The sequence below is a fragment of the Paenibacillus sp. UNC217MF genome, from assembly GCF_000686865.1.
Lineage (GTDB): Bacteria > Bacillota > Bacilli > Paenibacillales > Paenibacillaceae > Paenibacillus_B > Paenibacillus_B suaedae.
Genome location: NZ_KK366027.1, coordinates 154,239 through 170,789, shown reverse-complemented (window position 1 = coordinate 170,789; position 16,551 = coordinate 154,239). Strand labels below are relative to the sequence as shown.

The 16,551-nt window shown below is 45.3% G+C and carries 16 protein-coding genes; 9 read left to right on the top strand and 7 right to left on the bottom strand.

Going from position 1 to position 16,551, the window contains the following annotated elements; translation table 11 throughout:
* Positions 1-189 precede the first annotated feature (189 nt).
* Positions 190-456 carry a CD3324 family protein gene (locus BP95_RS0116900; RefSeq protein ID WP_028532780.1) on the bottom strand — a complete coding sequence of 89 codons (267 nt, stop codon included), beginning with the start codon at positions 454-456 and terminating at the stop codon, positions 190-192.
* Positions 457-899: 443 nt separating this feature from the next.
* Between BP95_RS0116900 and BP95_RS0116895 the strand changes: the two genes are divergently transcribed.
* On the top strand, positions 900-1,349 hold the full coding sequence (locus tag BP95_RS0116895) for a MarR family winged helix-turn-helix transcriptional regulator (protein WP_021255612.1): 450 nt from the start codon (positions 900-902) through the stop codon (positions 1,347-1,349).
* A 61-nt stretch (positions 1,350-1,410) separates the two neighbouring features.
* Positions 1,411-2,619, top strand: a complete 1,209-nt coding sequence (locus BP95_RS0116890; protein ID WP_021255611.1) for an MFS transporter — start codon at positions 1,411-1,413, stop codon at positions 2,617-2,619.
* 173 nt (positions 2,620-2,792) lie between these two features.
* On the opposite strand, the gene BP95_RS0116885 is transcribed toward BP95_RS0116890, so the two are convergent.
* Together BP95_RS0116885 and BP95_RS30680 are read right to left on the bottom strand one after the other, a co-directional pair.
* Complete coding sequence (locus BP95_RS0116885; protein WP_028532779.1) at positions 2,793-3,965, bottom strand: hypothetical protein; 1,173 nt, start codon at positions 3,963-3,965, stop codon at positions 2,793-2,795.
* Between the two features lie 111 nt (positions 3,966-4,076).
* Entirely contained in the window at positions 4,077-4,952 is an 876-nt protein-coding gene (locus BP95_RS30680) for a helix-turn-helix transcriptional regulator (protein ID WP_051614114.1), read from the bottom strand.
* Between BP95_RS30680 and BP95_RS30675 the strand changes: the two genes are divergently transcribed.
* Both BP95_RS30675 and BP95_RS0116870 read left to right on the top strand, forming a co-directional pair.
* Positions 4,946-6,088, top strand: a complete 1,143-nt coding sequence (locus tag BP95_RS30675; protein WP_051614113.1) for an MFS transporter — start codon at positions 4,946-4,948, stop codon at positions 6,086-6,088. The two genes, BP95_RS30680 and BP95_RS30675, sit on opposite strands and share 7 nt — an antisense overlap.
* A gap of 41 nt (positions 6,089-6,129) precedes the next feature.
* Complete coding sequence (locus BP95_RS0116870) at positions 6,130-6,525, top strand: carboxymuconolactone decarboxylase family protein (protein WP_028532778.1); 396 nt, start codon at positions 6,130-6,132, stop codon at positions 6,523-6,525.
* 91 nt (positions 6,526-6,616) lie between these two features.
* On the opposite strand, the gene BP95_RS0116865 is transcribed toward BP95_RS0116870, so the two are convergent.
* Positions 6,617-8,068, bottom strand: coding sequence for a 4-hydroxyphenylacetate 3-hydroxylase family protein (locus BP95_RS0116865; protein ID WP_021255606.1), 1,452 nt, complete (start codon positions 8,066-8,068; stop codon positions 6,617-6,619).
* 444 nt (positions 8,069-8,512) lie between these two features.
* Between BP95_RS0116865 and BP95_RS0116860 the strand changes: the two genes are divergently transcribed.
* Together BP95_RS0116860 and BP95_RS0116855 are read left to right on the top strand one after the other, a co-directional pair.
* The gene (locus BP95_RS0116860; RefSeq protein ID WP_028532777.1) at positions 8,513-9,169 is read left to right on the top strand and encodes a class I SAM-dependent methyltransferase; all 657 of its coding nucleotides are present in this window, start codon (positions 8,513-8,515) and stop codon (positions 9,167-9,169) included.
* 179 nt (positions 9,170-9,348) lie between these two features.
* Positions 9,349-10,593: a glycoside hydrolase family 19 protein gene (locus BP95_RS0116855; protein ID WP_028532776.1), complete on the top strand. Its 1,245-nt coding sequence runs from the start codon at positions 9,349-9,351 to the stop codon at positions 10,591-10,593.
* A gap of 136 nt (positions 10,594-10,729) precedes the next feature.
* Here BP95_RS0116855 and BP95_RS0116850 read toward each other — a convergent pair whose 3' ends face one another.
* Entirely contained in the window at positions 10,730-12,286 is a 1,557-nt protein-coding gene (locus BP95_RS0116850) for an ABC-F family ATP-binding cassette domain-containing protein (protein ID WP_028532775.1), read from the bottom strand.
* Between the two features lie 249 nt (positions 12,287-12,535).
* Between BP95_RS0116850 and BP95_RS0116845 the strand changes: the two genes are divergently transcribed.
* The 3 genes from BP95_RS0116845 to BP95_RS0116835 all read left to right on the top strand — a co-directional run bounded on the left by BP95_RS0116845 (position 12,536) and on the right by BP95_RS0116835 (position 13,847).
* On the top strand, positions 12,536-13,117 hold the full coding sequence (locus BP95_RS0116845) for a TetR/AcrR family transcriptional regulator (protein WP_028532774.1): 582 nt from the start codon (positions 12,536-12,538) through the stop codon (positions 13,115-13,117).
* Between the two features lie 65 nt (positions 13,118-13,182).
* Entirely contained in the window at positions 13,183-13,530 is a 348-nt protein-coding gene (locus tag BP95_RS0116840; RefSeq protein ID WP_021255600.1) for a DMT family transporter, read from the top strand.
* A gap of 2 nt (positions 13,531-13,532) precedes the next feature.
* Entirely contained in the window at positions 13,533-13,847 is a 315-nt protein-coding gene (locus tag BP95_RS0116835; RefSeq protein WP_021255599.1) for a DMT family transporter, read from the top strand.
* Positions 13,848-13,930: 83 nt separating this feature from the next.
* Here the strand turns inward: BP95_RS0116835 and BP95_RS0116830 are convergent, their stop codons facing one another.
* Together BP95_RS0116830 and BP95_RS0116825 are read right to left on the bottom strand one after the other, a co-directional pair.
* Positions 13,931-15,385: an Msr family ABC-F type ribosomal protection protein gene (locus BP95_RS0116830; protein WP_028532772.1), complete on the bottom strand. Its 1,455-nt coding sequence runs from the start codon at positions 15,383-15,385 to the stop codon at positions 13,931-13,933.
* A gap of 206 nt (positions 15,386-15,591) precedes the next feature.
* Positions 15,592-16,521 carry an aminoglycoside phosphotransferase family protein gene (locus BP95_RS0116825; RefSeq protein WP_028532771.1) on the bottom strand — a complete coding sequence of 310 codons (930 nt, stop codon included), beginning with the start codon at positions 16,519-16,521 and terminating at the stop codon, positions 15,592-15,594.
* Positions 16,522-16,551 lie beyond the last annotated feature (30 nt).

Sequence of the window (16,551 nt, the reverse complement as noted above, 5' to 3'; positions counted from 1 at the left end):
ATAATCAAGTCGGGCTGCAGCGGTTCATCGTAATGGACATCCATTAGCAGCATGCAAGAACGATACTGCTGTAAATGATTGTAGCAATGTGATAATCGAGTCGATAGACAGCAAATGAATCTAAACCGTTCTTTGCACATAAAAAGCCACGTCAGATCGAAATCTGATGTGGCTTGCGCATTGAATCATCTATTTTAACTTGGTATATACGATTTTCTTAATACTGTCGTAGGACAGGAAATAATGCTCCATAAGCTGCTCGATTGTTGCACCTTCGGCAAATCTGTTGCGAATCTCATGATTTCGAAAGGCCAGCAGCTTCCTGCTTCCGGTTTTTGTACCCCATGCCTTGCGTTCTTCCTCGCGTTTCGGAATGTACAGCATGACACCGTTCGTATATTTTTGAACTTCCTTTAGCAGTTCTTGTGGTAAAATGTCCGCGTTGACATATTTCATGATAACTCTACCCCTTATATTAGTTAGATAGTAAGGTGGCAAAGTCTCAATATAAACATATCTCACCGTCACGGATGAAGGCGGTTCAAGCATGCTTGGCTCTATACAAACAACCGCCGTTGTTTATAGGTAAGACTTTGCACAGAGCGATGTCCCGAGTTCGTTTTTTAACATGGTTTAACCTCCTTATCTGAAGTAACGAATTCAGTATAGCATGAATCTATTTCCACAAAAACCCTCAATCTTATGTTGGTATCGCAAGCTTACTCCATGAATCGACGTTTAACCTCATTAATTATCCCTATTAATGAATTGACAATAGCGTATTCTATCTATATAGTTAAGTGAACTTAACTAAACTAAACTAAAAGGAACTTATCCTAACGTAACGGAATTGTTTCTGGTTGAGGAAAGTGAATACTACCGCTATGGAGGGAATTGATATGATTGCGGAATACCGGAGAGTTATGAACGAGCTCAATGATGCTTTTCAAGATTATTTCACGGTCTATAACAAGGGAGCTAAACAAATAGATGATTATCATTTAACCGTGCAACAAGAAAATATGATGCTATTTATTATGCGAAACGAGCGGACGACCGCTCATGAGATTGCAAAAGCATTTTCGATTTCCAAAAGCGCGGTTAGTCAGGTGCTGTCTAAATTGGAGGCTGGGCACTTTATTATCCGTGAGAGCAATCCAGAAAATCTGCGCGAATCCTTTATTCTTCTTGGAAAGGAAGGAACAAACTATGCGGAGCTCATTAACAAAGCAGATGAGTCGATTGTACAAAAGTTCTCATCTCATATTGAGCTTGAGGAGTTGGAACAGATGCTTCACACGATGAAGAAGATCAACCAGGTGATATCGGGGTCTGATGAAGAACAATAACGGTTATGAAACATCATCACACAACATGAATAGACAGAAAATTGAATAAGTGAGGAATAACATGAGTACAGTTACAAAGGAAAAAATGTCATTAGCACTCGTATTGTTTAATTTATTTATTGCTTACGTCGGTATTGGTCTTGCCGTACCTGTCATGCCGTCCATTGCGAAGGAGATGCACTTAAGCGGACAAATGGTCGGGTATATGATTTCGGCCTTTGCTTTTGCTCAGCTGCTCGCCTCCCCGTTTACAGGGGTTTGGGTAGAGACGCTGGGGAGAAAGAAAATGATCGTATTCGGGTTATGTCTGTTCTCGTTCTCAGAGATCTTGTTCGGCATTGGAACGCAGGCTTGGGTTCTATTTGCGTCACGAATATTAGGCGGTATTAGTGATGCATTCATTATGCCTGCCGTTATTACGTACATTGCAGATCGAACGTCAATTGAGAATAGAGCCAAGGTATTAGGTTATCAAGCTGCGGCTATTAGTGCAGGTTTCATTATCGGGCCGGGACTAGGCGGTTTCATTGCCGAATTAGGCATACGTGCCCCCTTCTTCTTCGCTGCAGCCTTTGCATTCATCGCGTCGATCTTCTCCATCTTCCTGCTTCAAGAATCGCTATCTCAGGAGCAAATGGAGAATAACCGTGCACAACATATTCGCGTCAACTTCTTTGCTGAAATGAAAAAATCAGTGCAGTCCGTCTATTTTGTACCGTTCCTCATCGTGTTTGTGCTCGCGTTTGGATTGGCAGCATACGAGATGATGTTCAGCCTGTTCGTTGATGCAAAGTTTGGATTTACGGCCAAAGATATTGCATTCATTATTACGATCGGCTCAATTCTAGGAGTTGTTGCGCAAATTCTGTTCTTTGAGAAGATGGTGGCGAAATTTGGGGAGAAGAATATCATTCACGCTTCCCTCGTTATAGCGGCACTATTCATTATGGCCACGGTATTCGTAAGCAGTTATTTAGCCATAATGGTCGTGACGAGCATTGTCTTCTTCGCTTGTGATATTCTTCGTCCAGCCGTCACTTCCTTACTGTCGAAAATGGCTGGAGAAAATCAAGGCTTCGTCGCAGGAATGAACTCCACCTACACAAGCTTAGGCATTATTGCTGGGCCTGCCATAGGCGGCTTCTTATTCGACCTGAACATTAATGCGCCATACATGTTCGCAGCAGTAATCCTGCTTGCTGCACTTGTGATGTCAACCTTATGGAATCGCAAATCGCAATTGAAGCTCAATGGACAAAGCAATGATTAATTGGGACAGTCTCATAGGCCAATATTAGATTTGAAGCCTCCACATTGATAGGAGCATGCACGAAAAAAGACGCTTTCATCCCCACATATTCAGTGGTTTTGGAAGCGTCTTTGCACATCTTATGGGACTGACTCATTTAATCCTATCCTTTTGAGACAACCCTATTCATTGTGTTATTTTTGCAATTTATATTGGGCTAGCTGATTCCCTTGGCTAATCGAGTACAGATATCCATTGCCTGCATAATGATACTTCTGTCTGTCTTGATCATTAGGATACTCATACATCGTTTGCAGGGTCTTGGCATTCAGCACCTTTTTCGCATTCTCTGTATGTATCTCGATTTGCTGATCTGATGTTTCGTAAATAATGGCTATCGGGAGATCCACTTTCACTTCGGCTTTCGTGACAAGTCCTTGGGCATTGAACAAGCTCATTACCCCATCCGCGTACACAACATAGTTCTGTCCGATGGATTGAACTCTTGCATTTCCTGGAATGCTGCGTCCCCATAATGTTTTCCCTTTATCGTTCATCGCGATTAACTTATTTCCGCTCTTCGGCACATTCACACGAAGCAGAATATCGCCGTTGTTAATGACCCAAGTCGCCTCATTCACATAGGTAACCGCGCCGCTAGGGAGGTTATAAGTGAATAGCTTGTTTAATTTCGAACCATACACCGCTAAATTGGACTTGCCGATCTCTCCTATTTGGGACACAACATATTGACCGCCAATTACGGAATACATTTGTCCCAGTGATAGCTCAGCAAGTTTTTTGCCGTTTGCACTATAGGCATATGCACGAGGTTTGCTTTTCGCTGTAGGTGTAACCTTTCTATCCGGGTCGATTAATAGAATCGTACCATCATTCATCACTTGCACGTCTTCGGCATTTGGAACAGGGATGATCCAATTGCTTTTGCCAGAGGCATTCACGGAGAATAATTTCGTTCCTTGACCATCTTTTACGAGGGCATACACCGAGCCTAACTTGCTATAAGCAATCTTCGTATTCCATGGATAAGGTGTTCCTTTTTGATAGAATGTGAAGGACCATTTCGGCTTGCCGCTGCTCTCATCTACGGCAGTGACAACACCTGCTTCCCATACTTTCGTTTGTGAGGCGATATAAGTATTTGAAGCCAAATACACGGTCTTCGTGCTCGGAATATGAAATGGAGCCTCAATAAATTGATTTACCTCAGACAAGTCTTTTTGCCAACTTGGCTTTGGCAGCGGTTTGCTTGTACGACTAGCTGAGACACTAGTTACAGCACTCAAGCACAATACAACTGCCAACAAAGCACTGCTCCATCTTTTGATCCTTTTGTTCGACAACATGATGTTTCATCACTCCTGTAATGTATGTAACTGCATGAATATATGAACATGTAATATTTTAACACGGACGCTTCAAATTTTCAGGAAAAATAAAGTCTGTCAGGTAAATGTTCAACTGCTATTTGCAGTCAGGCTATTTGTATCCTGATATTCCTCAAGTAGTTTGGCGAGTGTCACCACTGTGTTGTTGTCAGGAAGCGGCCGATACAATGTCACCTTCAGATCCGGAGCATCATATACCTGGAACGTGATATGTTCCATCATCATTAGCCCTGCCTTTGGGTGGAGCAATGCTTTGGTGCCAATTGGGGTTCCCATGATGTCATGGCAAAGCCACCATTGCTGGAACTCCTTACTATGCTCGATTAATTCTTGGACAAGCTCCTGGTACCAATCCTCCCCTACGTAACATGTGCTGGTAGATCGGAATGAAGCAAGCAGCCGCTTCGCGTGACCTTCCCAATCGACCAGCAGCTCTCGGTAAGAAGCTGAGCGAAAACAACGCCATACCGCATTGCGCTCTTTCCCATTCATGGCGGGAAAATCGCCAAATACCGCACATGCAGCGCGGTTCCAAGCCAACACATCCCATTTATGATCGGTTACGTATGCAGGACAATCCGCCCAATGATCTAGAAAATGCTGCACAACAGTTTGAAGATCCGCACGAATCGTTTCCGGCTTGTTCGCTGCCGGAGGCTGCTGAAGAGCAAGTAGAAACAGATGATTCTTCTCTTCCGCGCTTAATTGCATAACCCGAGCCAATCTCTCTAATACGTCTTGGGAGACATTGATTTCTCTTCCCTGCTCCAACCATGTATACCACGATAGGCCGATGCCAGCTAATTGTGCTAGCTCTTCCCTGCGAAGACCCTTCGCTTTGCGTCTCGTTCCGATCGGCAGACCATAATCGGCAGGCTGCAGGCGATTGCGCCGTGACTTCAGAAAGTCCCCTAATTCTTGGCGTCGCCCCTGTTTTAATGGCATTAACATGCGGCTTTACGGTCGCCAATGTGTATGTGAACCAAACCTTGCTTGCCAGTATGGCCCAGACATTCGGAGGGACGATTACTCAAATTGGCTGGGTTGCAACATTGGCGCAAGTAGGCTATGCACTGGGCAATCTGTTCTTAGTTCCGCTTGCTGATATGGTAGAGAGACGGCGTCTTATGATTGTCCTTCTCGGGATCGTGAGTATCTCCATAGCGGCAGCTGCGGTATCCCCGAATATGAACTGGTTAATAAGCATTCATTTGGTTATCGGAATAACCACTGTTATCCCACAAGTTGTCGTTCCGATGGCGGCTTCTCTGGTCATAGCGGAACAGCGAGGGAGAGTACTCGGAAATGTGGCAATCGGGTTAGTGTGCGGAATATTGGGTGCCAGGTTCGTTAGTGGATGGATAGACGCTATCTATGGCTGGAGAGTCATGTACTGGATATCATTTGGCTGCATGATCGGTCTGATGATCCTTGTTCGCAGCTTGTTCCCACGCAGCTATGGCCGAGCAGAGATGACTTATCGAGCGTTAATCGCCTCTCTTCTTCCGTTGATTCGGAAGGAGCAAGTACTACGGAAGACATGTATAAGTCAAGCATTCGTATTTGGAGCATTTAGTGTATTTTGGACGACGTTAGCCTTGCTGCTTGCCTCGCCTGCCTACTCCTTAGGTTCTGGTGCAGTAGGCATGGTTGGACTGGTTGGGATTGGAGGCGCGTTCGCAACTCCCCTCGTCGGGAGAGTGATCGATCGCATGGGAGCTGTGTTTGCTGGAAGAGTATGTACGGCTGCTGCTCTGTTCTCTTACTTGCTGCTTCTGCTATGGGGAGAAAGACTGATGGTACTCGTGTTCGCCGCTTTCTTGATTACGGTTGGTACGCAAGCAAATCAAGTGGCTTGTCAGGCGCGTCTTTTCGAACAGTCTTCCGAAGCTCGCAATCGTCTGAATGGACTATATATGGTTGCAACGTTTTTGGGAGGGGCTCTAGGCTCTTACTTGGGTTTGCTTGCATGGAGCCATTGGCAATGGGGAGGAGTCTGTGTCACAGGACTTTCTATGCTTCTCATCTCTTCCATCGGTCTGATTGACAGAGGGAACTCATTTGGAACATCTAACGGTTGAGCAAATGGAAAGTGAATTTTTTACAAAGGGGAAATTTCATCATGTCACGCTGTGAAGACCACTATCAAAAAGGCTTGGACATCTTGGCACGTATCGACAAAGATCATGTTGAGGCCATTGTAAACAGCTTCAAGGATTCGCCTGCTCCGGACTTAGGACGACTTGCAGTAGAATTTAATTATGGACAGATCTTTTCACGACCAGGGCTCGATTTGAAATCGCGACTGCTTGCTGCGGTGGCAGGTTTGACTGCAATAGGCAACACTACGCAGCTCAAATTTTATATCAATGGAGCGCTCAACGTTGGATGGACAGAGGAAGAGATCGTTGAAGTAATTATGCAGATGATCATTTATGCCGGATTTCCACATGCCCTGAACACGATCTTTAAGGTAGCAGCGGAAGTCTTTGAAGAGCGAAGAGCAGCTGCTAAGTAGGAATTTGTAGGAATTCAATATGAAATCTATATCTTCCCTGGGTACTTTGGCTGGTGATGGCAAGGTACTCAGGGTTCATTCACATTCAAGGTTATGTCAAAAAGCGGTTGACCCGATCTGCATACTTCGCCCGACTATCTTGGTATTCGGCATAAAGCCGGTTGTTCACAACTGTGCTGTTGCCGAAGAAGAAGCGCTCATAGACAGACTGCCTCCCACCGAATGAGCTGACGCTCAGCTCCCATGCCAATCGCGCCAATTGCACGCTCTTCTTGGCATCCAGATCAATACCCTTCATATAACGATCTAGCTGATCGCGAATATCGGTGTTGAAGTCCCTCTCATTTGGAATCATGATTAAATTGCTGGCGCCAATCAATTGGATGATTTCAATGATACGAGGATACATCTTCTGATAATATACATTGGCGGCAATAAGCGGCTTGCGATTAGGAAGCATACTGCCCCATCTGTCCTTAGCTGCTCCCTTCTCGGCTGCAAGTTGGAAAGCCTTGAGCGTCTCCACGGCTACAATAACTTCTGTAACCTTTTCAATAATATGTTCATGGTTATTAATCCCAGTGGCTTCGACCAGCATTTCGATCGTACCGAGCATGAACTCCGTTTTTGCAATATTTTTGCAAATGATTTGAGTGCCGGCATAAACGTGGAATTGACTTTCCGTCATGAGCCGAGACGCCATCCTCTCGTCCCCGCATACAAATACCCGATCCCATGGGACAGTAACATCATCGAACACGACAAGCGTATCCATCTCTTCAAATCGGGAACTAAGCGGGTAATCATAGGAAGAATCGCCTGCTGAGAAGCTTTCTCTGCATATAAAACGGATGCCCTCTAGGTTGCTAGGAACCGCAAATACGAATGAATAAGGATTGTCTTCCGTTTCAGTCCAAGAGAAAGGAGTTGGATATACGAGTATTTCATCTGAGGTTGCTCCCTGTGTATCTAATAGAAACGCCCCGCGAACAACGATCCCATCCTTATTTTTATCCATGATACGGGCAGCTTCCGGTTCTCTGAAAGTCCGGAGAAAGGTAGATATTCTAGCTGCCTTAGGCTGAATGAATACATGAGAGAGCGTGATATCGTTCTCGCGGCAATACTCATAATACCGTTTCAAGTTGGATGCATACGCAGGGTAATCATCTTCAAGTATCCCGGCAGCTGAAGCATACGCCATAATGGCTGTGTTCATATAATCGGGAGCACGACCAAGAAATCCATGATGGACATTCGCCCATGTCTCCATCATAGTTCTTCGTTGTACGAGATCCTTCATCGTCTTCGGCTGCATGTAGGACAGACCTACTGGATCGCCTGTTAAGGGCGAAGAATACACGAGGCGTGCCTTCACTTTCCCGGCAACCTGCATGTCATACATGTTCGCTTGTGTAGCCATAAGTCCCTTGAAGGCTTTGTGTTCGGAAATTTCCCCTCTTATCTTCCCCCCTGCGATTCTAACATCGGGGAGATTGTTGTTAATCCGTTCTATATATTCCTTGCCACTCTTCACGGGCATTGAATCCGCCTCCATCGCCGCTGCGTTGTTATGGATACATTATTCCATACAGGGCGAATTGGAAATGGGCGAATACCCGAAGCGCAAGCCATATTGGCAAGTATTCAATAACAATCCCAATTCAAATACCACTCATCGTCTGTCGTGGATCGGTATATACATGTTCCGTTGTCACCGATCATGAAGCTAGGCTTCTCTTCAGATGCGATCTGCATGACGGATTCAAATTCTTCCATGGATTCAGGACATTGGATAAAAGCGGATAACTGTGTCGTACCAGGTCATATATATGAACTTTTCACTGGAGGTTAATACTAATGTACTGACATATTTACCCTTATATGTTAGTATAGTACAGAGATAAGAATAACATATGAATAATCCCACATTACACATCTTACATACTTCTGCATTCGAACTAAGGAGTAAAGGGGCTGTGCATTCATGACACAAAAAGGGTATATTCCGGCTATGAAGTTCCATTGGTTAACCCCTATATATGATCCGGTGTTAAAATGGGGGATGAAAGAGAACAAGTTCAAGACCCATTTGGTTCAGCAAGGGAATGTGAAGCCAGGTCAACGTATTCTCGATTTGGCTTGTGGAACGGGCACATTGACGTTAATGTTGAAGCAAGCGCAGGGGGAGGCTGAATTTGTAGGGCTTGATGCTGATCCAGAAATATTGACGATTGCGAAGAATAAGGCAGTACAGAATAAGGTGGATATTGAGTTTCAGCAAGGCATGTCCACGGATCTCCCTTTTCCAGATGCCCATTTGGATCACGTTTTTTCAAGTCTCTTTTTCCATCATTTGACCCTCGATATGAAGCGTCGAACGATAGAAGAGCTGCATCGCACCTTGCGTCCTGGCGGGACGATTAACATCATTGATTTTGATAAACCGCAAAACAGTTTGATGCGTCTTGCCTTTTACCCGATTCAATGGCTGGATGGCTTCACAACGACCCGGGATCATGTCCACGGTATTCTTCCTGAATTGTACCAGGAATGTGGATTTGAGAATGTGGAGCAAACCGGTCAGTTTGCGACCATATTCGGTACGCTGCGCTCCTATCGTGCACAGAAGCCGTCAGTTTAATGGCCTCAACTTATTTCCACAACATGTATGAAAATTGTTCTAATCTCCTCTATTGAAAAAGAAGTATTCATTCTATCACATTCCCATGTTAAGACGACTCCATCGAATCAGAGGCTATGTACAAGGATGACCAATTGTTTGATTCTATTTCTTCTAGCTTTACTATAAGGAGGCTTTCTATGAAAAGGATGATTGATAAGAGAATATTCATTCTAGCAATTGTGATAATAACCGTTCTTGTATCTCCTCTTACTGCCTTTGCTGCTTTATCTTCCCCATCGTTAACGGTTAGTTCTTCGAATGCAGCTTGTGCCTTGAGCTGGAATGCGATTAGCGGAGCTACAGGGTATGATATCTATCGCAACGGCAATTGGTATAAATGGACAAATACGTTGTCCTACTCTGATACGGGATTGACCAATGGATCAACCTATACGTATGCGGTTGCTGCGCAAAATGACAAGACTAGTCCGGTAGAGACATCCCCGCATAGCGCCAGCAAAGCTTGCACGCCAACTGCCTCAGGCGGCAGCACATTGCCAGCCCCTACTTTATCGGTAAGTGCATCGAATGGAACCTGCAGCTTAAGCTGGAATGCAATCAATGGCGCTACAGGCTACGACGTCTATCGCAACGGCGATTGGTATAAATGGATCAGCGCTTTGTCCTTTTCCGATACGGGATTGGCGAACGGAACAACCTATACGTATACGGTTGCCGCGCAGAATGACACGACAACTCCCGTTACTACTTCCCCGCAAAGCTCCAGTAAAACTTGCAAACCTGTTTCTGGCGGTACTGGTGGGGGCTTTGTCGTTACCGAGGCTCAATTCAATCAAATGTTCCCTAACCGCAATCCATTCTATACTTATTCCGGTTTAGTATCCGCTCTGTCCTCCTACCCTGCCTTTGCCAATACAGGAAGCGACACACTCAAAAAACAAGAGGCAGCAGCTTTTCTAGGAAATGTAGCCCAAGAATCGGGACATTTAAAATACATCGTCGAACTGGATACGGCAAATTACCCGTTTTATTGTGATAACACGAGTGTTCTCTACCCATGCGCACCTGGTAAGCAGTACTATGGAAGAGGCCCGATCCAATTAAGCTGGAACGTCAATTATGGAGCCGCTGGCGCTGCATTGGGACTTCCGCTTTTGACCAATCCAGATTTGGTCGCGCAGGATTCCTCAGTAGCATGGAAAACAGCCTTGTGGTTCTGGAACACACAGAACGGAGCAGGGACTATGACACCGCATAATGCAATCGTCAACGGCTCAGGCTTCGGGGAGACTATCCGTTCGATCAATGGGGCGAAGGAATGTAACGGCTTAAATCCAGCCGCAGTAGAGAATCGGGTCAATTTCTTCACGATTTTCGCTAATTTGCTCGGTATCTCAACGGGAAACAATCTCAGGTGTTAGATTTGGAACTGATGTGCATAACAAACTTTTCTTCGAGCAGGTACGGAATGGCCATATTAAATGAACTTAGTCAGTCTGTGTTCATGTACAAAAAAACGACTCCGTGGTAACAGAGTCGTTTTTTTTACATATTCAATTAAAATACTTTTGTCGTCCAAGATTCACAGTTCCATGTCTCTGTCACGATATCGCGATAGAATTCAGGTTCGTGGGAAATAAGCAGGACGCTGCCTTTGTACGCTTTAAGGGCACGCTTCAGCTCTTCCTTCGCATCGACATCCAAGTGGTTCGTCGGCTCATCGAGTACGAGCAAGTTTGTCTCCACGTTAATGAGCTTGCACAAGCGAACTTTCGCCTTTTCCCCACCACTTAGCACCGCAATTTTACTTTCGATATGCTTCGTTGTCAGTCCGCATTTCGCCAGTGCTGCACGAACTTCGAATTGTGTAAAGGAAGGGAACTCCTTCCAGATCTCTTCGATACATGTATTGTAATTCGCGTCTTTGACTTCCTGTTCGAAGTACCCGATGTCCAGGTTGTCACCTTTCTCTACAGAGCCCGAAATTGCAGGAATTTCGCCCAAGATGCTGCGAAGCAATGTCGTCTTACCGATGCCGTTCGCGCCGACGAAGGCGATCTTCTGGCCGCGCTCCATACGGAGGTTCAATGGACGGGACAATGGCTCATTGTAACCAATTACCAAGTCTTTCGTCTCGAATACAAGCTTGCTGGAAGCGCGGGAATCCTTGAAATTGAACTGCGGCTTCGGCTTCTCCTTCGCTAGTTCAATCACTTCCATCTTGTCGAGCTTCTTCTGACGGGACATCGCCATGTTGCGTGTCGCGACGCTCGCTTTGTTGCGTGCAACGAAGTCTTTCAGGTCAGCAATTTCCTGCTGTTGGCGCTTATACGCAGATTCCAGCTGCTGCTTCTTCATTTCATAGACTTCCTGGAACTTGTCATAGTCGCCCACGTAGCGGTTAAGCTCCTGATTCTCCATATGGTAGATCAGGTTAATAACGCTATTCAAAAACGGAATATCGTGTGAGATGAGGATGAATGCATTCTCGTACGCTTGCAGATAACGCTTCAGCCATTCGATATGCTGTTCATCCAAATAGTTCGTAGGCTCGTCCAAGAGCAGGATGTCTGGCTTCTCAAGCAATAGCTTTGCGAGCAGCACCTTCGTACGCTGACCGCCACTCAAGTCATGTACGTCTTTGTCCAGGCCAATATCAACCAAGCCAAGTCCTCGAGCAGTCTCCTCGACCTTCGCATCGATCAAGTAGAAGTCTTGATTCGTAAGTGTGTCTTGAATCGTACCGACTTCCTCTAGAAGCTTCTCTAGTTCCTCTGGCGTTACGTCACCCATTTTGCCATACATGTCGTTCATTTCTTGTTCCATATCAAATAAATATTGGAACGCGCTTCTCAATACATCACGAATAGTTAGACCCTTGCTAAGTACGGCATGCTGATCGAGGTAGCCGACGCGCACGCGCTTGGACCATTCAACTTTGCCTTCATCCGGCTGTAGTTTGCCAGTAATAATATTCATAAAAGTGGACTTGCCTTCTCCATTGGCGCCAATCAGTCCAATGTGCTCGCCCTTGAGCAGGCGGAAGGATACGTCCTTGAAGATCGCACGGTCTCCAAAGCCGTGGCTGAGTCGTTCTACGTTTAATATGCTCATTCATGACACCTTTTCTTATAGTCTTTGTACTCGATATATTATAAACGTTATCGAGCTTAAAAGTAAGCGTAAAATAGGTTTCTTCAATTTTAAAGAATGTATTGTGCCTTTTTGCCGATATTTGCATGAAATTGATTGTTGCTAGCGTATATTGTATAAGCATGTTTGTTCATTTGACAACAGTTCGTCTTCTCCTATAAAATGAATGATAGTCAGTCATTTGTGATCGAGTTAGAGGAGGTCATACTCATCGAAGACAAAAAGGAACGTATTGTTCGTGCGGCTATCGAAGTATTGTGCAGCAAAGGCATCGAAAAGACGAAGGTATCTGATATCGTGAAGGGAGCCGGGATTGCACAGGGCACATTTTATCTTTACTTCCCTTCTAAGCTGGCTGTCATGCCTTCTATTGCAGAAGTCATGGTGCAGAAGATTATAGAAGCGCTTCAGAGCTCAGTAGATCAGAACGCCCCATTTCAGGGTCAGATCAAGTCTTTTATTGCAACGGTGTTCCAACTTCACCATGATAGCCGAGAGCAACTAGCGCTGCTGTATGCAGGATTAGCCTCCAGTGAGCATCTTAAGGAATGGGAATCCATTTATAAGCCTTATTATGACTGGGTTACTGCACTGCTCGATAGAGCTCAAGCTAACGGATCAATCCGGAAATCGCTCAACACTGCTAGAACGGCGCGAATTGTGATTGGGGCCATTGAATCCGCAGCTGAGCAAGTGTATCTGTTCGATCAAGCGGATGAATCAGAAATACAAGCGCAAGCGGAGGAAGTATACGCCTTCGTCACTCACGCACTAGGGATTCAGGTCCTGTAGTTCAAGGGCCTATCTTTTTGTCTACAAAATGACTGAATGTCATTCATATTAAGAGAGGTGTTATCATGAATCGTTCATGGATGTATGTGATGCTCACTTGCCTGTTCGAGCTGCTGTGGGTATTCGGCTTTAATATGGCCTCATCGTGGTGGCATTGGGCCATTATTCTCGGAATCATTACTGTTGATTTTCATTTCTTGGCTAAGGCTTGTGAGAAGCTTCCTACCGGTACCGTATATGCGATCTTCGCAGGTGCAGGGACAGTCGGTACGGCACTAATGGATGTATTGTTTTTCGGCGGAAGTCTTAGCATAGGCAAAATTGGTTTTATGATTGTGCTTGTTGCAGGCGTAATTGGACTTAAATTGGCAGATCAAGCTGCCACGGATCATAAACAGAAAGGAGTTGCGTAACGATGGGATGGCTGTTTGTTTTCCTAGCGGCAATGTGTGAAATGGTCGGTGTAGTCGGACTTAAAAAGTATTCCCAGCATAAAACGCTGCAAAATGGAGTGATCTTCTTAGGTGGATTCGGAGCTTCTTTTGCCCTACTCTATACTTCATTCCTATATCTTCAGGTTAGTGTCAGCTATGCAGTATGGGTCGGAATTGGTACTGCTGGAGCCGTTCTTCTCAATATGATTTTCTTCGGTGAAAGCAAAAGCCCAGCGCGTATCGTGAGCCTCATCGCCATTATTATTGGGGTTACGGGTCTGAAAGCTTTGTCCTAAAGAACTTCTGAGAACACAACTGAACAAATAACAGAAAGCCGCCAAGTCGAACTTGGCGGCTTATTTTGGATGCTTAACTACGTTTACATTACATGCAATTTGCGATCCGAGAGATGGAAGTGGACATCTGCGGCATGCTCCACGAACTTCTTGTCATGAGACACGAAGATGATCGTTCCCTCGTATGCGGCAATGAACCGCTCCAATGCTTCTATAGCAAGAATATCTAAAAAGTTGGTCGGCTCGTCCAACAATAGTATGTTATATTCCCCTAGGAATAGCTGGCACAGCTGGAGACGAATCGCTTCCCCACCACTTAAGGATCGGACACTCTTCTGAATGTCAGTCCCGACGAACTGCATAGCATGCAGCACACCTCGCAAAAAACCTTCCTCATAGTCGGAACGGTTTTTGACGAATTGCAGTACGGACTCATTGCTTGTATATTGATAACTCATTTGACGGAACCAGCCTATTTTCGCTTTTGGGGAAATGGTTAAGCCTGCCCCCGCATTTGCTATTTGTGCTAATAGAGAGCTTTTCCCGCTTCCATTTGCACCCGTAATCGCTATTTTCTTCCCCTGAGGGAGCTGGAAATTTACATCTTTAAGTAATACAGTGTCACCCAATTGGAGCGTGAGTCTGTCCGCCATAATGGGAAACTTATTGTGCAATTCTACTGTTTTCGCTTGGCGAAACACGATCTGTCTCTCTTCCTGTACGGCCTCTACTTCTTGAAGCTTTTCCATACGATGTTCAATAGCGCGAGCGGCACGATGGACTGCTTTTTGACTGGTGCCTTTCGATTTGGTTTCGAACATGCGGTTTGCCAATGCCTTCGACTCTTTCTTAGACATACTGCCTGCTTGCGCAATCTTTTCGGCTTTCTTCATTTTCTCTTGTACAGCTTTTTCTAGGCGGGTTTTCTCCTTGATAAACTGCTCGTGTGCTTGCATCTGCTGTTCGCGCTCCAGACGCTTCGCCTCGACGTAATCGCTGTAGTTCCCTGAATATACACGCACCTTGCCTTCATGCACTTCCCAAATCGTCGTGACGAGCTCATCCAGTACTTCACGATCATGACTGATCAGGACAAGCGCTCCGTAGTAATAGCGAAGCTCATCGAGCAGGAACGCAATGCCCGCTTGATCTAAATGGGTTGTTGGCTCATCGATGAGCAGCGCTTCATAATAATGAGTCAGCATGTGCGCCAGTTTCAGCCTTGTCTGCTCCCCGCCGCTTAAACCCTCAGTATGATTCGGAATCGCCAATCTGCCTAGTAACGCTGGATCTGCTTCAGCATCTGCAGGCGCCTCCATTTGCTCAAACAAGCCATACTCGACATGCCGCTTCACGTTCCCGCTCGTGGGTTGAACAGTACCTGCAATCAACCTCAGAAGCGTGCTCTTCCCTGCCCCGTTCTTGCCAACGATGCCAATGCGGTCAAACTGATGTACAGCTAACCGGTCAATCTTGAGTATCTCTTTATCTAAATACGTCATTTCGACGTTTTCGAGTTCAAAACAAATGTGTTCCATCTATTTGCTACCTCCGAAATATCATCATTTCGTATCGATAGCCATAGGAATGGTTACGATACGAGCTTCTATCTGGTTAAGAAGAAGCCCGTATTAATAGAACAATAAAAACTGCATGTATCTTACCTCCTGCGTCGCGTAAAAGCATGGGAGCCTATTTGACTCCATTCCAACATATAGCATTTGGTTTGATGCGTCAATCATTCTTACCAGGTACCTTGCTCGTTCATGATTGCCTCGGCAAAGGCTACCTTTTGGAAAAGGGCAGTATATTCCTCAGGTGTCGAACCGTCTTCTACACACCAACACATTCCCATTGTCGTTTCTACATATAAGCACTTCCTAATCATAGGATGCGGAATCGATAGCCTGCGTGCCAGCGTGATCATGATACCATCTATCTTCTCATAGGATGCTGCAGTTATTTCGTTGTCGAACTCATTTAAAATAAATCGAGGAATATCGAATATAGGATCACCGATCACACCCTTCGGGTCGATGATCACGTATTCCCCATCGCTGCTGAGCAGCATATTATCATGATGAAGATCGCCGTGCAGCAGCAGATTTTGGGAATAGGACGAAGCAATGGTCAAGCATATATCTCTTGCTCGTTGCATGTGTCTAGTTAATTCAGGGCAATCGTGACGCTGACTCATGTAAACTGATATTCGTTCTACCCAACCGATATAGGTTGGGTACTTTTCTTCCTCAACAGCCGATATATGTAAATTCGAATATAAGGAACAGAATACTTCCAATCGTCGCTGTATGGAACTCTCATCCCGCAAGGTAGTCCCCGGCTGCAAACGTTCTAATAGGATTACGCCATTCTCTATATCCGCCTCATATACCTTGCAGAATCGCTGCCCCTTATATTGACGCAATGTCGAAACTTCCGTCCAAATCGTTTCCGATGGTTGTCCTATTTTAAGTATCGCATGCCCAAATTGTTCCGAGAAGCAAGTGAACACTACGTTTGCTGAGAAGGATGGAATCAGCTGCAATGAGGACAACGACCACTTCTCGGCATAATCATCGAGATGGAGCAGCATCTGTTCATAAAATGTATTTCCAAATCGCTTCACGATAGTTTCGATTTGCTCCTGCGTAAATATGCTAGATTGGCACTCCATACCCATTCCCTCCATTGTTTAAATATCTTT